The following is a 15,607-nucleotide window of genomic DNA, read 5'->3' as shown; positions in this document are numbered from 1 at the left end:
CGGTTCCCCGCGGCGCCGTTCTCCGCGGCCCGGGCCCCCGGCGCGCCGCCGCCCGCGGGCCGGATCCCCGGAGCCCCGGCCTCCGCCGTCCGGGCCGCCGACCGCCGCGCCCCGGTCGCCCGCCTCGGGGCCGCCGTCCGCCGGGTCAGCGTCAGCAGCTCCCGGGCCGGCCCGCTCGGCCGTCGGCCGGCCGGCCAGACCGCCCGCAGCGGCCGTCGCAGGTCCAGCCCCTCCGCCAGCGGCACCTCCACCAGCCGCCGGGTCGCCAGCTCCTCCACCACCGCCAGCTCGCTCAGGCAGACCGGCCCCGCGCCGGTCATCGCCGCCGCCTTCAGCGCCGTCGACGAGGCCAGCTCCAGCCGCGGCCGGGCCGCGCCCCCGTACGGCGCCAGCGCCATCTCCAGCACCTCCCGGGTCCCCGAGCCGGGCTCGCGCAGCACCAGCGGCGTCGCCGCCAGCTCCGCCGGGGTCAGGGGGGAGCGGCGGCGCGCCCAGGGGTGGCCCGGCGAGACCACGACGACGAGCCGGTCGGCCGCCACCACCGCGCCGGCCAGTCCGGGCGGAGCGGAGGGGCCCTCGACGAAGCCGAGGTCCGCGTCCCCGGCCAGCACGTGCCCGGCCACGTCCGCGGAGTTCGCGGTGCGCAGCGTCACGGCGGTCCCCGGGCTCGCCTCGTGCAGCGCCAGCAGCCACCCGGGCATCAGGTACTCGGCGACGGTCAGGCTGGCCACCACGGTCAGCCGGGCGTCCCGGCGCTCGCGGAGCGCGTCGATCCCGGCGTCCAGTGCCTGCGCGGCCTCCACCACCTGCCGGGCCCACTCGACCACCAGCCGGCCGGCCTCGGTCGGCCGGGAGCCGCGCGGGGAGCGGTCCAGCAGCGGGACGCCGATCAGCCGCTCCATGCCCTTGATCCGCGCGCTGGCGGTCGGCTGGCTCACCCCGAGTTCGGCCGCGGCCCGGCCGACGCTGCCGAGCCGGGCCACTGCGAGCAGCAGCTCCAGCGCACCGAGTTCGGGGACGCGCGGGGAGAGGGCCATAGGTTCAGGCTATGCCCTCATAGAGCGTTCGGCGCTACCGGCCGGGGTCGCACCGGGAGACGGTTGATGCCATGGCCACCCTGATCAGCCCCCGCACGCACCCCCGCCCCCGCCCTCGCCCCCGTCTGCGCCCGTCCGACCGCGCCCGCCGGCTCGACCTCGCACAGCTCGGGCCGAACTGGTACGCGGCGGTCATGGGCACCGCGATCGTCGGCAACGGTGCGGCCGCCCTCCCGGTCCGGCTGCCCGGCCTGATCGGGTTCGGCGAGGTGATGTGGGCGCTCGGGCTGGCCGGTCTGCTGGTGCTCGGGTCCGCCCGGCTGGTCCACCTCACCCGTCACCGGGACGCCGCCCGCGCCCAGCTGCTGGACCACCCGGCCACCGCCGTCTTCTACGGCTGTCCGCCGATGGCGCTGATCTCGGTCGGGCTCGGGACCCTGACGCTCGGCTCCCGCGTCATCGGGACCGGCCCGGCCGTCGCGCTCGACGCCGTGCTCTGGACGGTGGGCACCGGGTACGCGCTGCTGGTCGCGGCCGGCATCCCGTACCTGATGATCACCCGGCACACGGTCTCCCCGTTGGAGGCCAACCCGACCTGGCTGCTGCCGGTGGTGGCTCCGCTGGTCGCCTCCGCCGCCGGTCCCGCGCTGATCCCGCACCTGCCCGCCGGCACCGCCCAGCAGGCGCTGCTGTACACCTGCTGCGCGCTGTTCGGGATCGGCCTGCTCGCCACCCTGGCGCTGCTGCCGGTGGTGCTCACCGGTCTCGTGCACAGCAAGCTGCCCGCCCTGGCGCTCACCCCGTCGCTCTTCCTGGTGCTCGGCCCGCTCGGCCAGTCCACCACCGCGGTTCACCAACTCGCCGACGCCGCCAGCCCGGTGACCCCGACGATCGCCCCCGTCGCGCTCGCCCTCGCCGAGCTGTACGGGGTGGCGGTGCTCGGCGTGGCGATGCTCTGGCTGGCGCTCGCCGTCGCGGCCAACCTCCGTGCCCGGCGGGCCGGCATGTCGTTCGCGATGACGTGGTGGGCGTTCACCTTCCCGGTCGGCACCTGCGTCACCGGCGCCGCCGCCCTCGCCCGGCACACCGGCTTCCCCGGGTTCACCGGACTCGCCACCGCCCTGTTCGCCCTGCTGCTGGCCTCCTGGGCCCTCGCCGCGGGCGGCACCGCCGCCGGGTTGGCGGGCGGCCGGCTGCTGGCCCGCTGAGCCGGGGCCGGCACCGGTGCTCGACAGGGGTCTGACGATGCGTCAAGTCACCCCGTGCGGTGGTGCGGTGGTCCGGCGGGAGGCTGTCGTCGGCTCGGTCGGGACCGTCCGTCCCGGGGGGGCGTCCTCCGGTGCCACCCGTCCTGGCGGACGGCCCGGATCCGGCCGGCCGGGGCCCTGCGGCACCGCGCCTTTCCGCGCCTCCCCGCGGCTTTCCGCGCCTCCCCGCGGCTTCCCGCGGCTTCCCGCGGCTTCCCGGCCCCGGGTGACTCCGGTACGGTCCGGTACGGGCGGCCCGAACGGTACCCGGACGGTGCCCGAACGGGCTCGGACCGGGGGCCGGGGAGGCACGGGGGGAGCGGCGCGTAGGCCGCGGGGAACGGAACGCGGTCGTTCGGTTCCGAATGACCGGAGGGTCGGACTCCGCCGTCCCACCGCCCTGACCTGCGCGTTCGCGATACGCCAGGGCGCCGCGGCGGACGTCGCGCCACGCCGACGATGCAGGTTCCTGCAATTGCGAGAACATGCAGTCGGGCGGCACTTGTTCACCGGCCGTCACGCTGTGAGGGTGGAGTCACGTCACGTCGACCGGGCAACCGCAGCCCGATGACGGCGACTTGCTCTTCATTACTGGATGCGTCCGGTACGTCCGCACGTACCTGCATATCGGGGGGAAGAGCGCCGGCCGGGACGCCATGTGTGGTGATGGCCCCCGGGACCGGAGCCGGCGAGGCGTTGCTGCTCCGCCTCGCCGGAAGCGCCGCGACCGTGGCGTGGACCGGCGGCCCCCCTGGCCCGTGTGCGACGGCACCCGGAGTCCGGGGGCCCGCCGGCTCCCAGTACCGTGATCACGCCCGGCGAACGTGTGTGACGAGTGCGCACGGCGTGCGAGGGCGCACACATCCGCGAGACATCCGGCAGGGAGCGTTCGACGTGACGGTCGAGGGGACGGCGGATCCGACGACCGCTCCGGGCGCCGGCGCCGGAGGGGGCGCCGCCACCGGCCCGGCCGCGTCCGGCGGCGAGCCCGACGAGGCCGCCCGCCGGCTCTACCTCGCCATCCTGGCCGACGGCGGCCGGATCCCCGTCGCGGACGTCCCCGAACCGGACCGTCGCGCCCTGCGCCAGCTCGTCTCCATCGGTCTGCTGATGCCCAACCCGATGGACGCCTGCTACACGGCCGTCAGCCCGCGCTCGGTCAGCGACCGCCTCGGCGCCGAGCTCCGCAGCGAGGCCACCCGCCTCCTCGTCCGCGCCGAGAACCTGCCCGGCACCCTCGACGGCCTCACCCGCGCCTACGACGCGATGCCCCGGCCGCCCGAGCGCTCCGGCGGCGCCGTCTACATCGAGGGCCACACCCACATCCGGCACCGGATCTCCCAGCTGGTCTCCGACTGCCGCACCGAGGTCCTCACCGCCCAGCCCGGCCACCGGCCCGCCGACGCCCTCCAGGGCGCCCTGGTCCAGGACGTCCAGCTCCTGCAGCGCGGCTGCACCCTGCGGACCATCTACCAGCCCGTCGCGGTCTCCGAACCCGCCGCCCTGGCCTACGCCGAGGAGGTCACCCGGCACGGTTCGCTGATCCGGACCCTCGACGAGCCGTTCCAGCGGCTGATGATCTTCGACCGCTCGGTCGCGGTGATCTCCGCCAGTGACGACCACAGCACCGCCGCCTTCATCACCGACCGCGCCGCGATCGCCTTCATCGTCAACGCCTTCGAGCGCGACTGGGCCCGCGCCGACGCGACCGACTGGACCGCCGCGCTCGCCGACGGCCCGGCCCGCAACCCCCACAACGCGTCCGACCGCGTCGGCCGCCTGCTGGCCCGCGGTCTGACCCAGCGTGCGGTCGCCACCCGCCTCGGCCTGAGCGAGCGGACCGTGGCCGCGCACATCGCCCGCCTCCGCGACCGGTACGGGGCGCAGACCCTGTTCCAGCTCGGTTGGCTGATGCGGGGCGGCCGTGACGACGGATGAGCCCGACGGCGCCGTTCGCACCCGCAACCCGGCCGCTCTGCGCTGCGCTGCGCTGCCTGACCGCGCTGCCTGACCGCCCGGCCGAGTCGCTCTGTCGAGCTGCTCTGTCGAGCTGCTCTGCGAGTGCGGGGAGGAGCTGATCGCGGTCGCCCGCACTGGCCGCCCCGGCGTGCGGGGCCTCGTCCGACTCGGCCGGCGGAGCGAGGCGAGGACGACGGACGAACACGGCGTCCCGCTGCCGGACGGGGCCGCCCACGCGCGCTGTCCGGCGCCGCCGGGGGACGGTGGCCGGATCCGCGCCGCCGCGTCGCGGGAGGGGGTCACCGGGGCGTTCCGTCCGCTCCTCGAACGCGGCCTGCTGAGGCGTCATGGGGTCGGTCACCTCGTCCGCCGCGCGAACTCCCCGACGTGGAGGGGCTCTTCCGGCTCGGCCGGCGGATGAGGGGTCCCGCGGTGCCCGGTCCGGGGCGGTACGACGCGGAGACGCTGTTCCTTCGGGGCCGGCGGGGCCGGCAGGTGGGGGAGCCCGGACGGGATCAGCCGGTGGCCGCGCCGGTGGGCCAGTAGCCGGTCGGGCCGACGGCGGGGGGCTGCTGACGGGGGACGGTGAACTGCTCGCCGGGGGCGGTCCAGAAGCCCTCGCGCAGGGAGAGCGCCATGCCGGCCCAGTCGAGGGCGGTCTCCACGGTGTGGTGGAGGGCCTCCTGGGACCAGGTGTCGTCGAAGACCAGCGGCAGGACGGGAGCGACCTGCTCGATGGTGGCGATCAGCGGGTTGTGGGTGATGGCCTCGTCGACGAGGAGCACGATCGGCTTGCGCAGCGCCGACGCCCAGCCCAGCTCCAGGCTGACCCCGGCCGACAGCGGTGCGCCGACGTAGGCGAAGACGAGGTCGGCGGACTGCAGCGCGCGGAAGTCCGACGGCACGCGCGGCTCGGGGGCGCGCCCGGCGACGGTCCAGGCGTCACTGTGGTGGGCGCTGTACACGGCGGCGCCACTGCGGAGGAGGGTGGTGCGGAGGGTGGTCAGCCGCGTCCGGCTGGCGAGGGTCACCACACTGTCCGCCGGCCCGGTCAACCGCATGAGCGGCGCGGCCAGGAAGACTCGTGCACGCCGGCCCTCGAGGGCCTGGCTGTCGTGGTGACGCAGGTAGGGCTCAGTCATGTCGACTCCGGGGAGTGGCTGACCGGGTTCACCAGGTCCGGCAGGGTTAGGGGTTCTGATCGGCGAGGCTGCGGACTTCGCTCGGGGGAGCTAAGTCGAATGGTGAATTGAAGGTACATCGGCAAGTGTGGTGAGCTTGCCGGGACCATCGGGAGCGAACTGATCGTCCATCGTTCGGGGCGGTGGAGTCCACTGCTTCGCGGTGTCATCTGTCTGCCTGGCATGGAGATGACGCACCTCTGTGGAGGGGGGATGTGGCGCGTGCGTTCGAGCTGGGGCATTATGTGGGCGGCTGCGTAGCTGTTCCCATTGCTCGATACCCGCGACTAACTCAGGAAGGCGTGATCGCAATGCTTCGCCTGCGCCGACACGTTCGCATCACTGCGGCTTCGGTCGTTGCTGTTATAGCGGTATTGACCGCGAGCAGCCAGGTCACGTCGGCGGCTTCCGGCCACCAGCCGGCGCCGCGTACCGCCAACTCCGTGCCCGCCGACGCTCCGGCCCTGGTCACGCTGGCCCTCACCGCGAACGACAGCAACTGGACCTGAGTTCGGCACGTGACGCCCGGGCGGGCCGTCAGGGGCCCCGGGCGGTCAGTCGGTTGACGGGTCGTGTTCCCCGAGGCGTTCTTCGGGGTGCCCGCTCTGGGTGGTCCGGGCCAGCATGTACCCGAGCTGGAACAGCGAATCCACCCGGTAGTCCTCACGCATGTCCGCTATGTGACGCGCCAGCGTGCGTTCGCTGATGCCCAGGCTTCGGGCAATCACGCGGTGACTGGTGCCTTTCAGCAGCAGATCGATGATCGTCTGCCGCAGGCGTGAGATGACCTCCTGCGGTACCGCGCGGGCGCCGTCGAAATCGAGAGCGCGGTTCCAGTTGCGCTCGAAGATGTCGGAGACCAGATAGCTGATGATCGCGCGGTCGTGTATGAACGCGGCCACATTCAGGTCGTCCGCGATGGGAATGATGGCGGTGCGGCGGTCCACGACTATGAGCCGGGTGTACGGCTCGTCCAGGGTGCGGACCTGCCCCCCGGCGTCCGTGATGGCGAGGACGTAGTCCCTGGTGGCGGGGTGGTAACGCGTACTGGGGTGGTAAATGGTCCGAAACGTGGCGCCTCTCTGGAGAAGAGCCAAATCACGGTCGCGGCTGCCGGCGAGTGCCTCCGGGGGGCGGGGACCACCCGGTTGTGCGGCGAGGAACTCCTCGGTGCAACTCGTGGTCAACTGCCCGAGTCTTTGATTGATCAGTACTTTTCCACGGACGTACTCGATGCTGCCGCCGGTCTGCTTCGGCGTGTGGAAGGCCTCGGACAGTTCCTTCAAATCGATCGGAAGTGCCTCGGCCCGGGAGAGCAGGTCGAGTGCTTTGCGCTGCCAGGAGGCGATGAGCCCGGACGAGAGCTGCTGGGGGTCCACGGCGACGAGCACGTCCGGCTCGTCCGTGTCCGGCACCAGCAGGCCGATGTCGAGAAGCTCCTGGAGGAACCTGAGGTCGGTGGCCTCCTGGCTCGCGGGTACGAGGCGGCCGTGGGAGTGCAGGACGTGGAGGTAGAGCTTGCGAGCGCCGTCCGAGAGGACACCGAGGCCGCCTGAGGTGAGTCCGGGCTCGGCCGTCTCGCTCATCTGCGGCTCCCTGGTGTTCGGATAGAGCTGAGTGAGGCCGGTTCGCCGGCTTCGATGGGGATCTTAGCCAGAGCCTCCGCGAACCGGCATCGGCGCTCTTGATCCGCTCTCGCCTGCAGAAAGCACTCTCTCACCACGCAAGCACCGCCGGCACCCCCCAACCAGAGGGAACCGGCGGCGGCGACCGTCGTGGCCGGGTCAGCGCTTGGGACGCCAGACGACCAGGGCGCTGGAGTGCGGGGTCGGGGGCTGGTAGGGGACGAGGTCGCGGCGGTAGGAGGCGTGGATGGTGGCCTCGCGCTGCTGGAGGGCGGTGGCCGCGCCTTCGAGGGAGTCGGTGAGCTCGGCGATCCGGGACTGGAGGGCGGTGACCTGGTTCTCCAGCTCGATGATCCGCTTGATGCCGGCGAGGTTGATGCCCTCGTCCTGGGAGAGCCGCTGGACGTCGCGCAGCTGCTGGATGTCGCGCGCCGAGTAGCGGCGCCCGCGGCCGGCGGTGCGGTCGGGACAGACCAGGCCGAGGCGGTCGTACTGGCGGAGGGTCTGCGGGTGCAGGCCGGAGAGCTCGGCGGCCACCGAGATCACGTAGACCGGGGTGTCCTCGGTGAGGACGTACTGGGGCTGCGGAACGGCCCGGCGCGCGCGCGGGGGGCCGCCGCCGGGCAGTCCCTCGCCGATGCCGGGGCCGATCGGGCCGTGGCCGGTGCTGTCGGGGGTCATCTGGTCGTCACGCTCCCTTCGCCGCTCGGAACAGGGCGGCTCGCGGGTCGTCGGAGGCGGTGGCCTCGCGGTACTGCTCCAGAGCGGCCAGCGCGTCGCCGGTGACGTGCTGGGGCACCACGACCTCCACGGTGACCAGGAGGTCGCCCCGGGTGCCGTCCTTGCGGGTGGCGCCCTTGCCGCGGGCCCGCAGGGTGAGGCCGTTGGCACTGCCCGGGGGGAGTTTGAGCTTCACCGAGGGGCCGTTGAGGGTCGGCACCTCGATGGTGCCCCCCAACGCGGCTTCGGGGAAGGTGACCGGGACGGTCACGGTCAGGTTGTCGGCCTTCCGTCCGAAGACGGGGTGCGGGTCGACGTGCACGGTGACGTAGAGGTCGCCGGGCTGGCCGCCGCGTTCGCCCTGCGCGCCCTTGCCCTTGAGGCGGATCCGCTGGGCGTCCTGGACACCGGCCGGGATCCGGACCTGCATGGTGCGGGCGGAGCTGGCCCGGCCGCTGCCGTGGCAGTCGGTGCACGGGTCGTCGACGATCATGCCGCGGCCGCGGCAGTCCCGGCAGGGCTCGGAGAGGGCGAAGGCACCCTGGCCGCGGCTGACCGTGCCGGAGCCGACGCAGGTCGGGCAGACCCGGGGGGTGGTGCCGGCCTTGGCACCGGTGCCGTTGCAGTGGCGGCAGGGGGCCTGACTGGTCATCCGGAGCGGGACGGTGGCGCCGTCGACGGCCTCCTCGAAGGAGAGCGTCACCTCGGTCTCGACGTCGGCGCCGCGCCGGGGCTGGGCCTGCCGGGCGCCGCCGCGGTTGAACAGGCCGCCGAAGACGTCGCCGAGGCCACCGCTGTTGCCGGCCTGGTTGCCGCTGAACAGGTCGCCGAAGTCGAAGCTGTAGTTGCCGTTACCGGGGCCGCCGGCGCGGAAGCCGCCGTTGGCGAAGAGGCTGCGGGCCTCGTCGTACTCCTTGCGGCGCTTCTCGTCGGAGAGGACGTCGTACGCCTCGGAGATGTCCTTGAACCGCTCCTCGGCCGCGGTGTCACCCTTGTTCGCGTCGGGGTGGAACTCGCGGGCCAGCTTGCGGTAGGTCTTCTTGATCTCGGTGGCGGTGGCGTCCTTGGGCACGCCGAGGACCTTGTAGTAGTCCTTCTCCACGTAGTCCTTGCCGCTCATGGCTGGCGCCACCTCCCGAGGTCCATCGTCACAGAGCTGTCAACGGGCCGGCCGTGGCCCGTCGACAGTGCGCTGCGGAGCCGGCCGCCGTACTGGCCGGCGTACGACTCCGCAGCGCACAGGTTGTCAGCCGTCACCGGTGGTCAGCTGTCCGGGCCACCGTCGGCCTGGTCCTTCTTCTCCCCGCCCTTGGCGGTGTCGGTGTCCGGGCCGGACGTGGTCTGGGTGCCCGGCTGGGGCTCCGCGACCGCGACCATCGCCGGGCGGATGATCCGCTCGCCGATCCGGTAACCGGGCTGGAGGATCTGGACGCAGGTGTCCTCGGTGACCTCCGACGAGTAGCTGTGCATCAGCGCCTCGTGCATGGTCGGGTCGAAGGGCTCGCCCTCCTTGCCGAACTGCTGCAGGCCCAGCTTGGCGACGACGGTCTCCAGCGACTCGGCGACGGACTTGAAGCCGCCGGTCACCTCGCCGTGGTCACGGGCCCGGCCGATGTCGTCCAGGACCGGGATCAGCGACTCCAGGATGTTGGAGACGGCGATCTCACGGACCGTCAGCCGGTCGCGCTCGACCCGCTTCCGGTAGTTCTGGTACTCGGCCTGGAGGCGCTGGAGGTCGGCCGTCCGCTCGGCCAGCTCGCGCTTGGCCGTGGCGAGGTCGTCCGGTTCGCCGGTCGCACCGGCGGTCGAATCGGCACCGCCCGCGGCAGCCTCCTCGGCAGCCTTGATCACGGCCTCCTCGGCGGCGGAGTCGTCGCCGGGCTCAACACCCTGCGGCTTCTCCGTCATGCCGCACCGCCCTTGGGCTTCTCGTCGTCCACGATCTCGGCGTCGACGACGTCGTCGTCCTTGGCACCGGCGGCGTCACCGGCCGGGGCGGCGCCGGCGGCGTCGGCGTTGGCGTACAGCGCCTGGCCGAGCTTCTGCGCGGTGGTGGACACCTTCTCGGAGGCCTCGCGGATCTTCGCGATGTCCTCGCCCTTGAGGGCTTCCTTGAGCTCGCCGATGGCGGTCTCGACCTCGGTCTTGACGTCGGCCGGCAGCTTGTCGGCGTTGTCGGCGATGAACTTCTCGGTCGAGTAGACGAGCTGCTCGGCCTGGTTGCGGGTCTCCACGGACTCGCGGCGCTTGTGGTCCTCCTCCGCGTACTGCTCGGCCTCGCGCATCATGCGCTCGATGTCGTCCTTCGGCAGCGCGGAGCCGCCGGTGACGGTCATCTTCTGCTCCTTGCCGGTGCCGAGGTCCTTGGCACCGACGTGCATGATGCCGTTGGCGTCGATGTCGAAGGTGACCTCGATCTGGGGCAGGCCACGGGGGGCCGGCGGCAGGCCGGTCAGCTCGAACATGCCGAGCTTCTTGTTGTACGCGGCGATCTCGCGCTCGCCCTGGTAGACCTGGATCTGCACGGACGGCTGGTTGTCTTCGGCCGTGGTGAAGATCTCGGAGCGCTTGGTCGGGATCGTGGTGTTGCGCTCGATCAGCTTGGTCATGATGCCGCCCTTGGTCTCGATGCCGAGGGACAGCGGGGTGACGTCGAGCAGCAGGACGTCCTTGACCTCGCCCTTGAGGACACCGGCCTGGAGCGAGGCGCCGATGGCGACGACCTCGTCCGGGTTGACGCCCTTGTTCGCGTCCTTGCCGCCGGTCAGCTCGCGGACGAGCTCGGCGACGGCCGGCATGCGGGTCGAGCCGCCGACGAGGACCACGTGGTCGATCTCGGAGAGGGCGATGCCCGCGTCCTTGATCACGTTGTGGAACGGGACCTTGCAGCGCTCCAGCAGGTCCGAGGTCAGCTGCTGGAACTGGGCGCGGGTGAGCTTCTCGTCCAGGTGCAGCGGGCCCTCGGCGGAGGCCGTGATGTAGGGCAGGTTGATCGAGGTCTCGGAGGACGAGGACAGCTCGATCTTGGCCTTCTCGGAGGCCTCGCGCAGGCGCTGCAGGGCCATCTTGTCCTTGGACAGGTCGACACCGTGGCCGGCCTGGAATACCTTCACCAGGTGGTCGACGACCTTCTGGTCCCAGTCGTCACCGCCGAGGTGGTTGTCACCGTTGGTGGCCTTCACCTCGACGACCCCGTCGCCGATCTCCAGCAGCGAGACGTCGAAGGTGCCGCCGCCGAGGTCGAAGACCAGGATGGTCTGGTCGTCCTTGTCCAGGCCGTAGGCCAGGGCGGCCGCGGTCGGCTCGTTGACGATGCGCAGGACGTTGAGGCCCGCGATCTCACCGGCCTCCTTGGTGGCCTGGCGCTCCGAGTCGGAGAAGTACGCCGGGACGGTGATGACGGCGTCGGTGACCGTCTCGCCCAGGTAGGACTCGGCGTCCCGCTTCAGCTTCTGCAGGATGAAGGCGCTGATCTGCTGGGGGTTGAAGTCCTTGCCGTCCAGGCCGATCTTCCAGCTGGTGCCCATGTGACGCTTGACCGAGCGAATGGTGCGGTCCACGTTGGTGACCGCCTGACGCTTGGCCACCTCGCCGACGAGCACCTCGCCGTTCTTCGCGAAGGCGACGACGGACGGCGTGGTCCGAGCGCCCTCGGCGTTCGTGATGACGGTGGGCTCGCCACCCTCCAGAACGCTGACGACCGAGTTCGTCGTGCCGAGGTCGATGCCGACCGCGCGTGCCATCGTAGATACCTCCACGGAAGAGTTGAGCTTTACAGGCTCAAGGATGCACGACGATGCGGGGGGCGTCAACAGCTATGAGTCCGGAGCGCTCAACTTTGCTGAGCCGGAAATGCGGAGAGCGGAGCGGCGAGCGGCCCCGTGCCGCCCGGACGGCGATGGCAGGGTGCACTTACGTGACTGCCGCCATACCTTGAGCATCTTCAGGAGAAGTGTTGACGAGCGGTAATGTCCGGCCCGTCGGCCCTGCAAGTTACCGGCGAGTACAATCACCGCGAGAGTCTGTACCCCCAGCACCCCAGCACCCCAGCACCCCCAGCACCCCCAGAAAGCCGCAGGAGACGGAGAGCCGATGCAGCTAGCAGCGATCGTCATCTCGCTGGTCACGTTCGTGGTCGGCACCGCGCTCGCCGCCCGTGCGGCGCTGTACATCTACAAGGTGGTGCGGACCGGTCAGCCGGACCCGACCCGGTTCGGGCAGCCCGCCCTGCGCGCGAAGACCGTGGCGGTCGAGTTCGTCGGCCACACCCGGATGAACCGCTGGGGCGTCGTCGGCGTCGCCCACTGGTTCGTCGCGGTCGGCTTCTTCACGCTGGGCCTGACCCTGCTGACCGCCTTCTTCCAGCTGTTCGACGCCGAGTTCGTGCTGCCGGTGCTCGGCGGCTGGCTGCCGTACGAGCTCTTCACCGAGCTGGTCGGCACCTTCACCACCCTCGGCATCGCCACCCTCATCGTGATCCGCCTGCTCAGCCTGCCGGGCCGGGCGGGCCGCAAGTCGCGCTTCGCCGGCTCGATCGCCTGGCAGGCCTTCTACGTCGAGTACACGATCCTCGGCATCGGCCTGTGCATCATGATCCTGCGCGGCCTGGAGGGCGCGCTGGAGCACGTGGGCTCGTACGAGGCGAAGTACCTGATCTCCTACCCGCTGGTGCTGGCCTTCAAGGGCCTGTCGCACGGCACCCTGGAGAACCTGGTCTACGTCTTCGCGATGCTGAAGATCTGCACCTCCTTCGCCTGGGCCATCACCATCGGCGTCAACCCCTCGATGGGCGTCGCCTGGCACCGCTTCCTCGCGTTCTTCAACATCTACTTCAAGCGCGAGGAGGACGGCGACGTCGCCCTCGGCGAGCTGCGTCCGATGGCCAGCGGCGGGCAGCCGATCGACTTCGAGGACCCGGCCGACGACGCCGTCTTCGGCGTCTCCCAGGTCGAGCACTTCTCCTGGAAGGGCATCCTCGACTTCTCCACCTGCACCGAGTGCGGGCGCTGCCAGTCGCAGTGCCCGGCCTGGAACACCGGCAAGCCGCTCTCGCCCAAGCTGCTGATCATGAGCCTGCGGGAGCACGCCTTCGCCAAGGCGCCGTACCTGCTCGCCGGCGGCGGCAAGGACATGGAGGGCGAGGAGCGGGCGACCGCCGAGCAGCTCGCCGGCGTCCCCGCCGCCGCGCTGGCCGAGGCCGAGCGCCCGCTGATCGGCACCGCGGAGGAGAACGGGGTCATCGACCCCGACGTGCTGTGGTCCTGCACCACCTGCGGCGCCTGCGTCGAGCAGTGCCCGGTGGACATCGAGCACATCGACCACATCGTCGACATGCGCCGCTACCAGGTGATGATCGAGTCCTCGTTCCCGACCGAGGCCGGGGCGATGCTCAAGAACCTGGAGAACAAGGGCAACCCGTGGGGCATGGCCACCAAGGCCCGCCTGGACTGGGTCAAGGAGCTCAAGAAGGAGACCGGCATCGAGGTGCCGGTGATCGGTGAGGACATCGACCCCGCCGAGGTCGAGTACCTCTACTGGGTCGGCTGCGCCGGCGCCCTGGAGGACCGCGCCAAGAAGACCACCAAGGCCTTCGCGGAGCTGCTGCACACCGCCGGCGTGCAGTTCGCCATCCTCGGCAAGGAGGAGTCCTGCACCGGTGACTCCGCCCGCCGCCTCGGCAACGAGTTCCTCTTCCAGATGCTCGGCGCGCAGAACGTCGAGACGCTGAACGCCGCGCTGGAGGACGCCCCGGTCAAGCGGATCGTGGCGACCTGCCCGCACTGCTTCAACACCATCGCCAACGAGTACCCGCAGCTGGGCGGCCACTTCGAGGTCATCCACCACACCCAGCTGCTGCAGCACCTGATCGACGAGGGCAAGCTCGTCCCGGTCAACCCGGTCGAGGGCCTGATCACCTACCACGACCCCTGCTACCTGGGCCGCCACAACAAGGTCTACAGCCCGCCGCGCGAGATCATGGACAAGGTCCCGGGCCTGCGCCAGCAGGAGATGCACCGCCACAAGGAGCGCGGCTTCTGCTGCGGCGCCGGCGGCGCGCGGATGTGGATGGAGGAGCGCATCGGCAAGCGGATCAACACCGAGCGCGTGGACGAGGCCCTCTCGCTCAACCCGGACATCGTCTCCACCGCCTGCCCCTTCTGCCTCGTCATGCTCTCCGACTCCGTGAACGGCAAGAAGAACGAGGGCGCGGCGAAGGAACACCTGAAGGTCGTCGACGTCGCCCAGCTGCTGCTCGACTCGGTCAAGGCGGCCCCGCCGGCCGAGGCCGAAACCGAGACCGTCGACGCCTGAACGAGGCGGTGACGGGGCGGTGACGGGGCGGTGACGGGTCGAACCCGGCCACTCCGCCGCCCAGTTGTTCGACAGTTCTGCAACAACCGCCCGGCCCGGCGAGTGCCACGTGCGCCCGCCGGGCCGGGCTTTTCGGGTGCGAATCCCTCGGGCGGGGCGCCAACCACCGGACCACCGGACGGCGTCCCTGTCAGAAGGAAATACAGTAGGCGCCGGACCGGCCCTCGTGCCGGTCGATCCGTTCCGGCTCCCGGAACGGCATTTCTGACCACCGACGGAGGTATCGGCCCGCCGGGCCGGGCCGCAGAGACCACAAGGGGAACAGCGCAGACCATGACCGAGGCGATCATGCTGGTCGGTGGTAAGGGCACGCGACTGCGTCCGCTGACCACCCACACCCCCAAGCCCATGCTGCCCGTGGCAGGCGTCCCGTTCATCGCGCACCAGCTGGCCCGCGCGGCAGCGGCCGGGGTCACCCGCGTGGTGCTCGCGACCTCCTACCTGGCCGAGGTCTTCGAGGACCACTTCCAGGACGGCACCCCGTACGGCATCGAACTGGTCTACCTGACCGAACGCGAGCCGCTCGGCACCGGCGGAGCCATCCGCAACGCCGCCACCGGGCTGACCTGCGGCCCCGACGAACCGGTCCTGGTCTTCAACGGCGACATCCTCTCCGGGGTCGACATCGCCGCCCTGCGCGACGGCCACGTGGCCGCCGGGGCCGACGTCACGCTGCACCTCACCCGGGTCGAGGACCCGCGCGCCTTCGGACTCGTCCCGACCGACGAGCACGGCCGGGTCCTGGAGTTCCTGGAGAAGCCGGAGACGCCCGAGCAGATCGTCACCGACCAGATCAACGCCGGCTGCTACGTCTTCACCCGCTCCGTCATCGACCGCATCCCGGCCGGCCGCGAGGTCTCCGTCGAGCGCGAGACCTTCCCGGAGCTGCTGGCCACCGGCGCGCTGCTGCGCGGCGTCGTGGACACCTCCTACTGGCTCGACCTCGGCACCCCGGCCGCCTTCGTCCGCGGCTCGGCCGACCTCGTGCTCGGCAAGGTCGACTCGCCGGCCGTGCCCGGCCCGACCGGCGACGCCCTGCTGCTGCCCGGCGCCACCGTCCAGCGGGGCGCCGTGCTGAGCGGCGGCACCGTGGTCTCCGAGGGCGCGGTCGTCGAGTCCGGTGCGATCGTCGAGGGCAGCGTGATCCTGCCCGGCGCGCTCATCGGGGCGGACACCCTGGTCAAGGACTCGATCGTGGGCGCCTACGCCACGGTCGGCGAGCGGACCGCGCTGGACGGCGCGGTGATCGGCGACGGCGCGATCGTCGAGCCCGACAACGAGCTTCCGAACGGCATCCGGATCGCCTGCGGCACCCTGCTGCCGGCCGGCGCCGTCCGCACCTCGGCCGGTCCCGGCGGCTGCCCGGCGGGCACCGCCGCCGCGGCCGCGGTGCACGGGCCGAAGGTCACCGCGCAGCGCTAGGCGTTCCGTCCCGGCCGCCCGACCCGGTGGTCCCGCCCGACCCG

Annotated in this window: 10 protein-coding genes and 2 pseudogenes; 5 read left to right on the top strand and 7 right to left on the bottom strand. The window is 71.8% G+C overall.

Annotated elements, in window-relative coordinates:
• Positions 1-140: 140 nt before the first annotated feature.
• Positions 141-1,037 (bottom strand): annotated as a pseudogene (locus PUR56_RS07665) (LysR family transcriptional regulator); the annotation flags it as partial.
• Between the two features lie 71 nt (positions 1,038-1,108).
• Here PUR56_RS07665 and PUR56_RS07660 point away from each other — a divergent pair.
• Together PUR56_RS07660 and PUR56_RS07655 are read left to right on the top strand one after the other, a co-directional pair.
• Positions 1,109-2,245 (top strand): TDT family transporter, encoded by a 1,137-nt coding sequence (locus PUR56_RS07660; RefSeq protein WP_329948347.1) that lies wholly within the window; start codon positions 1,109-1,111, stop codon positions 2,243-2,245.
• 933 nt (positions 2,246-3,178) lie between these two features.
• Entirely contained in the window at positions 3,179-4,222 is a 1,044-nt protein-coding gene (locus PUR56_RS07655; RefSeq protein WP_329948346.1) for a LuxR C-terminal-related transcriptional regulator, read from the top strand.
• 536 nt (positions 4,223-4,758) lie between these two features.
• Here the strand turns inward: PUR56_RS07655 and PUR56_RS07650 are convergent.
• Positions 4,759-5,385, bottom strand: coding sequence for a hypothetical protein (locus PUR56_RS07650; protein WP_329884881.1), 627 nt, complete (start codon positions 5,383-5,385; stop codon positions 4,759-4,761).
• A gap of 413 nt (positions 5,386-5,798) precedes the next feature.
• Between PUR56_RS07650 and PUR56_RS07645 the strand changes: the two genes are divergently transcribed.
• Positions 5,799-5,933 (top strand): hypothetical protein, encoded by a 135-nt coding sequence (locus PUR56_RS07645; protein WP_329884882.1) that lies wholly within the window; start codon positions 5,799-5,801, stop codon positions 5,931-5,933.
• A 45-nt stretch (positions 5,934-5,978) separates the two neighbouring features.
• Here PUR56_RS07645 and PUR56_RS07640 read toward each other — a convergent pair whose 3' ends face one another.
• From PUR56_RS07640 to dnaK, 5 genes are all read right to left on the bottom strand, one after another.
• Positions 5,979-7,010: a helix-turn-helix domain-containing protein gene (locus PUR56_RS07640; RefSeq protein ID WP_329884883.1), complete on the bottom strand. Its 1,032-nt coding sequence runs from the start codon at positions 7,008-7,010 to the stop codon at positions 5,979-5,981.
• Positions 7,011-7,208: 198 nt separating this feature from the next.
• The gene (locus tag PUR56_RS07635; RefSeq protein ID WP_329884884.1) at positions 7,209-7,730 is read right to left on the bottom strand and encodes a heat shock protein transcriptional repressor HspR; all 522 of its coding nucleotides are present in this window, start codon (positions 7,728-7,730) and stop codon (positions 7,209-7,211) included.
• Between the two features lie 7 nt (positions 7,731-7,737).
• Positions 7,738-8,889 (bottom strand): molecular chaperone DnaJ, encoded by a 1,152-nt coding sequence (gene dnaJ / locus PUR56_RS07630; protein ID WP_329884885.1) that lies wholly within the window; start codon positions 8,887-8,889, stop codon positions 7,738-7,740.
• Between the two features lie 143 nt (positions 8,890-9,032).
• Positions 9,033-9,677: a nucleotide exchange factor GrpE gene (gene grpE / locus PUR56_RS07625; protein WP_329948345.1), complete on the bottom strand. Its 645-nt coding sequence runs from the start codon at positions 9,675-9,677 to the stop codon at positions 9,033-9,035.
• Positions 9,674-11,512 (bottom strand): molecular chaperone DnaK, encoded by a 1,839-nt coding sequence (gene dnaK, locus PUR56_RS07620; RefSeq protein ID WP_329884887.1) that lies wholly within the window; start codon positions 11,510-11,512, stop codon positions 9,674-9,676. Before dnaK ends, grpE begins: the two co-directional genes overlap by 4 nt.
• A 349-nt stretch (positions 11,513-11,861) precedes the next feature.
• On the opposite strand from dnaK, the gene PUR56_RS07615 reads away from it, so the two are divergent.
• Both PUR56_RS07615 and PUR56_RS07610 read left to right on the top strand, forming a co-directional pair.
• Positions 11,862-14,081, top strand: a complete 2,220-nt coding sequence (locus PUR56_RS07615) for a (Fe-S)-binding protein (protein WP_329948344.1) — start codon at positions 11,862-11,864, stop codon at positions 14,079-14,081.
• A gap of 333 nt (positions 14,082-14,414) precedes the next feature.
• Positions 14,415-15,488: pseudogene (locus PUR56_RS07610) on the top strand (sugar phosphate nucleotidyltransferase); the annotation flags it as partial.
• Positions 15,489-15,607 lie beyond the last annotated feature (119 nt).

This window comes from Streptomyces sp. BE303 (assembly GCF_036290945.1).
Classification (GTDB): domain Bacteria; phylum Actinomycetota; class Actinomycetes; order Streptomycetales; family Streptomycetaceae; genus Kitasatospora.
This window is presented reverse-complemented; position numbering and strand designations above follow the sequence as displayed.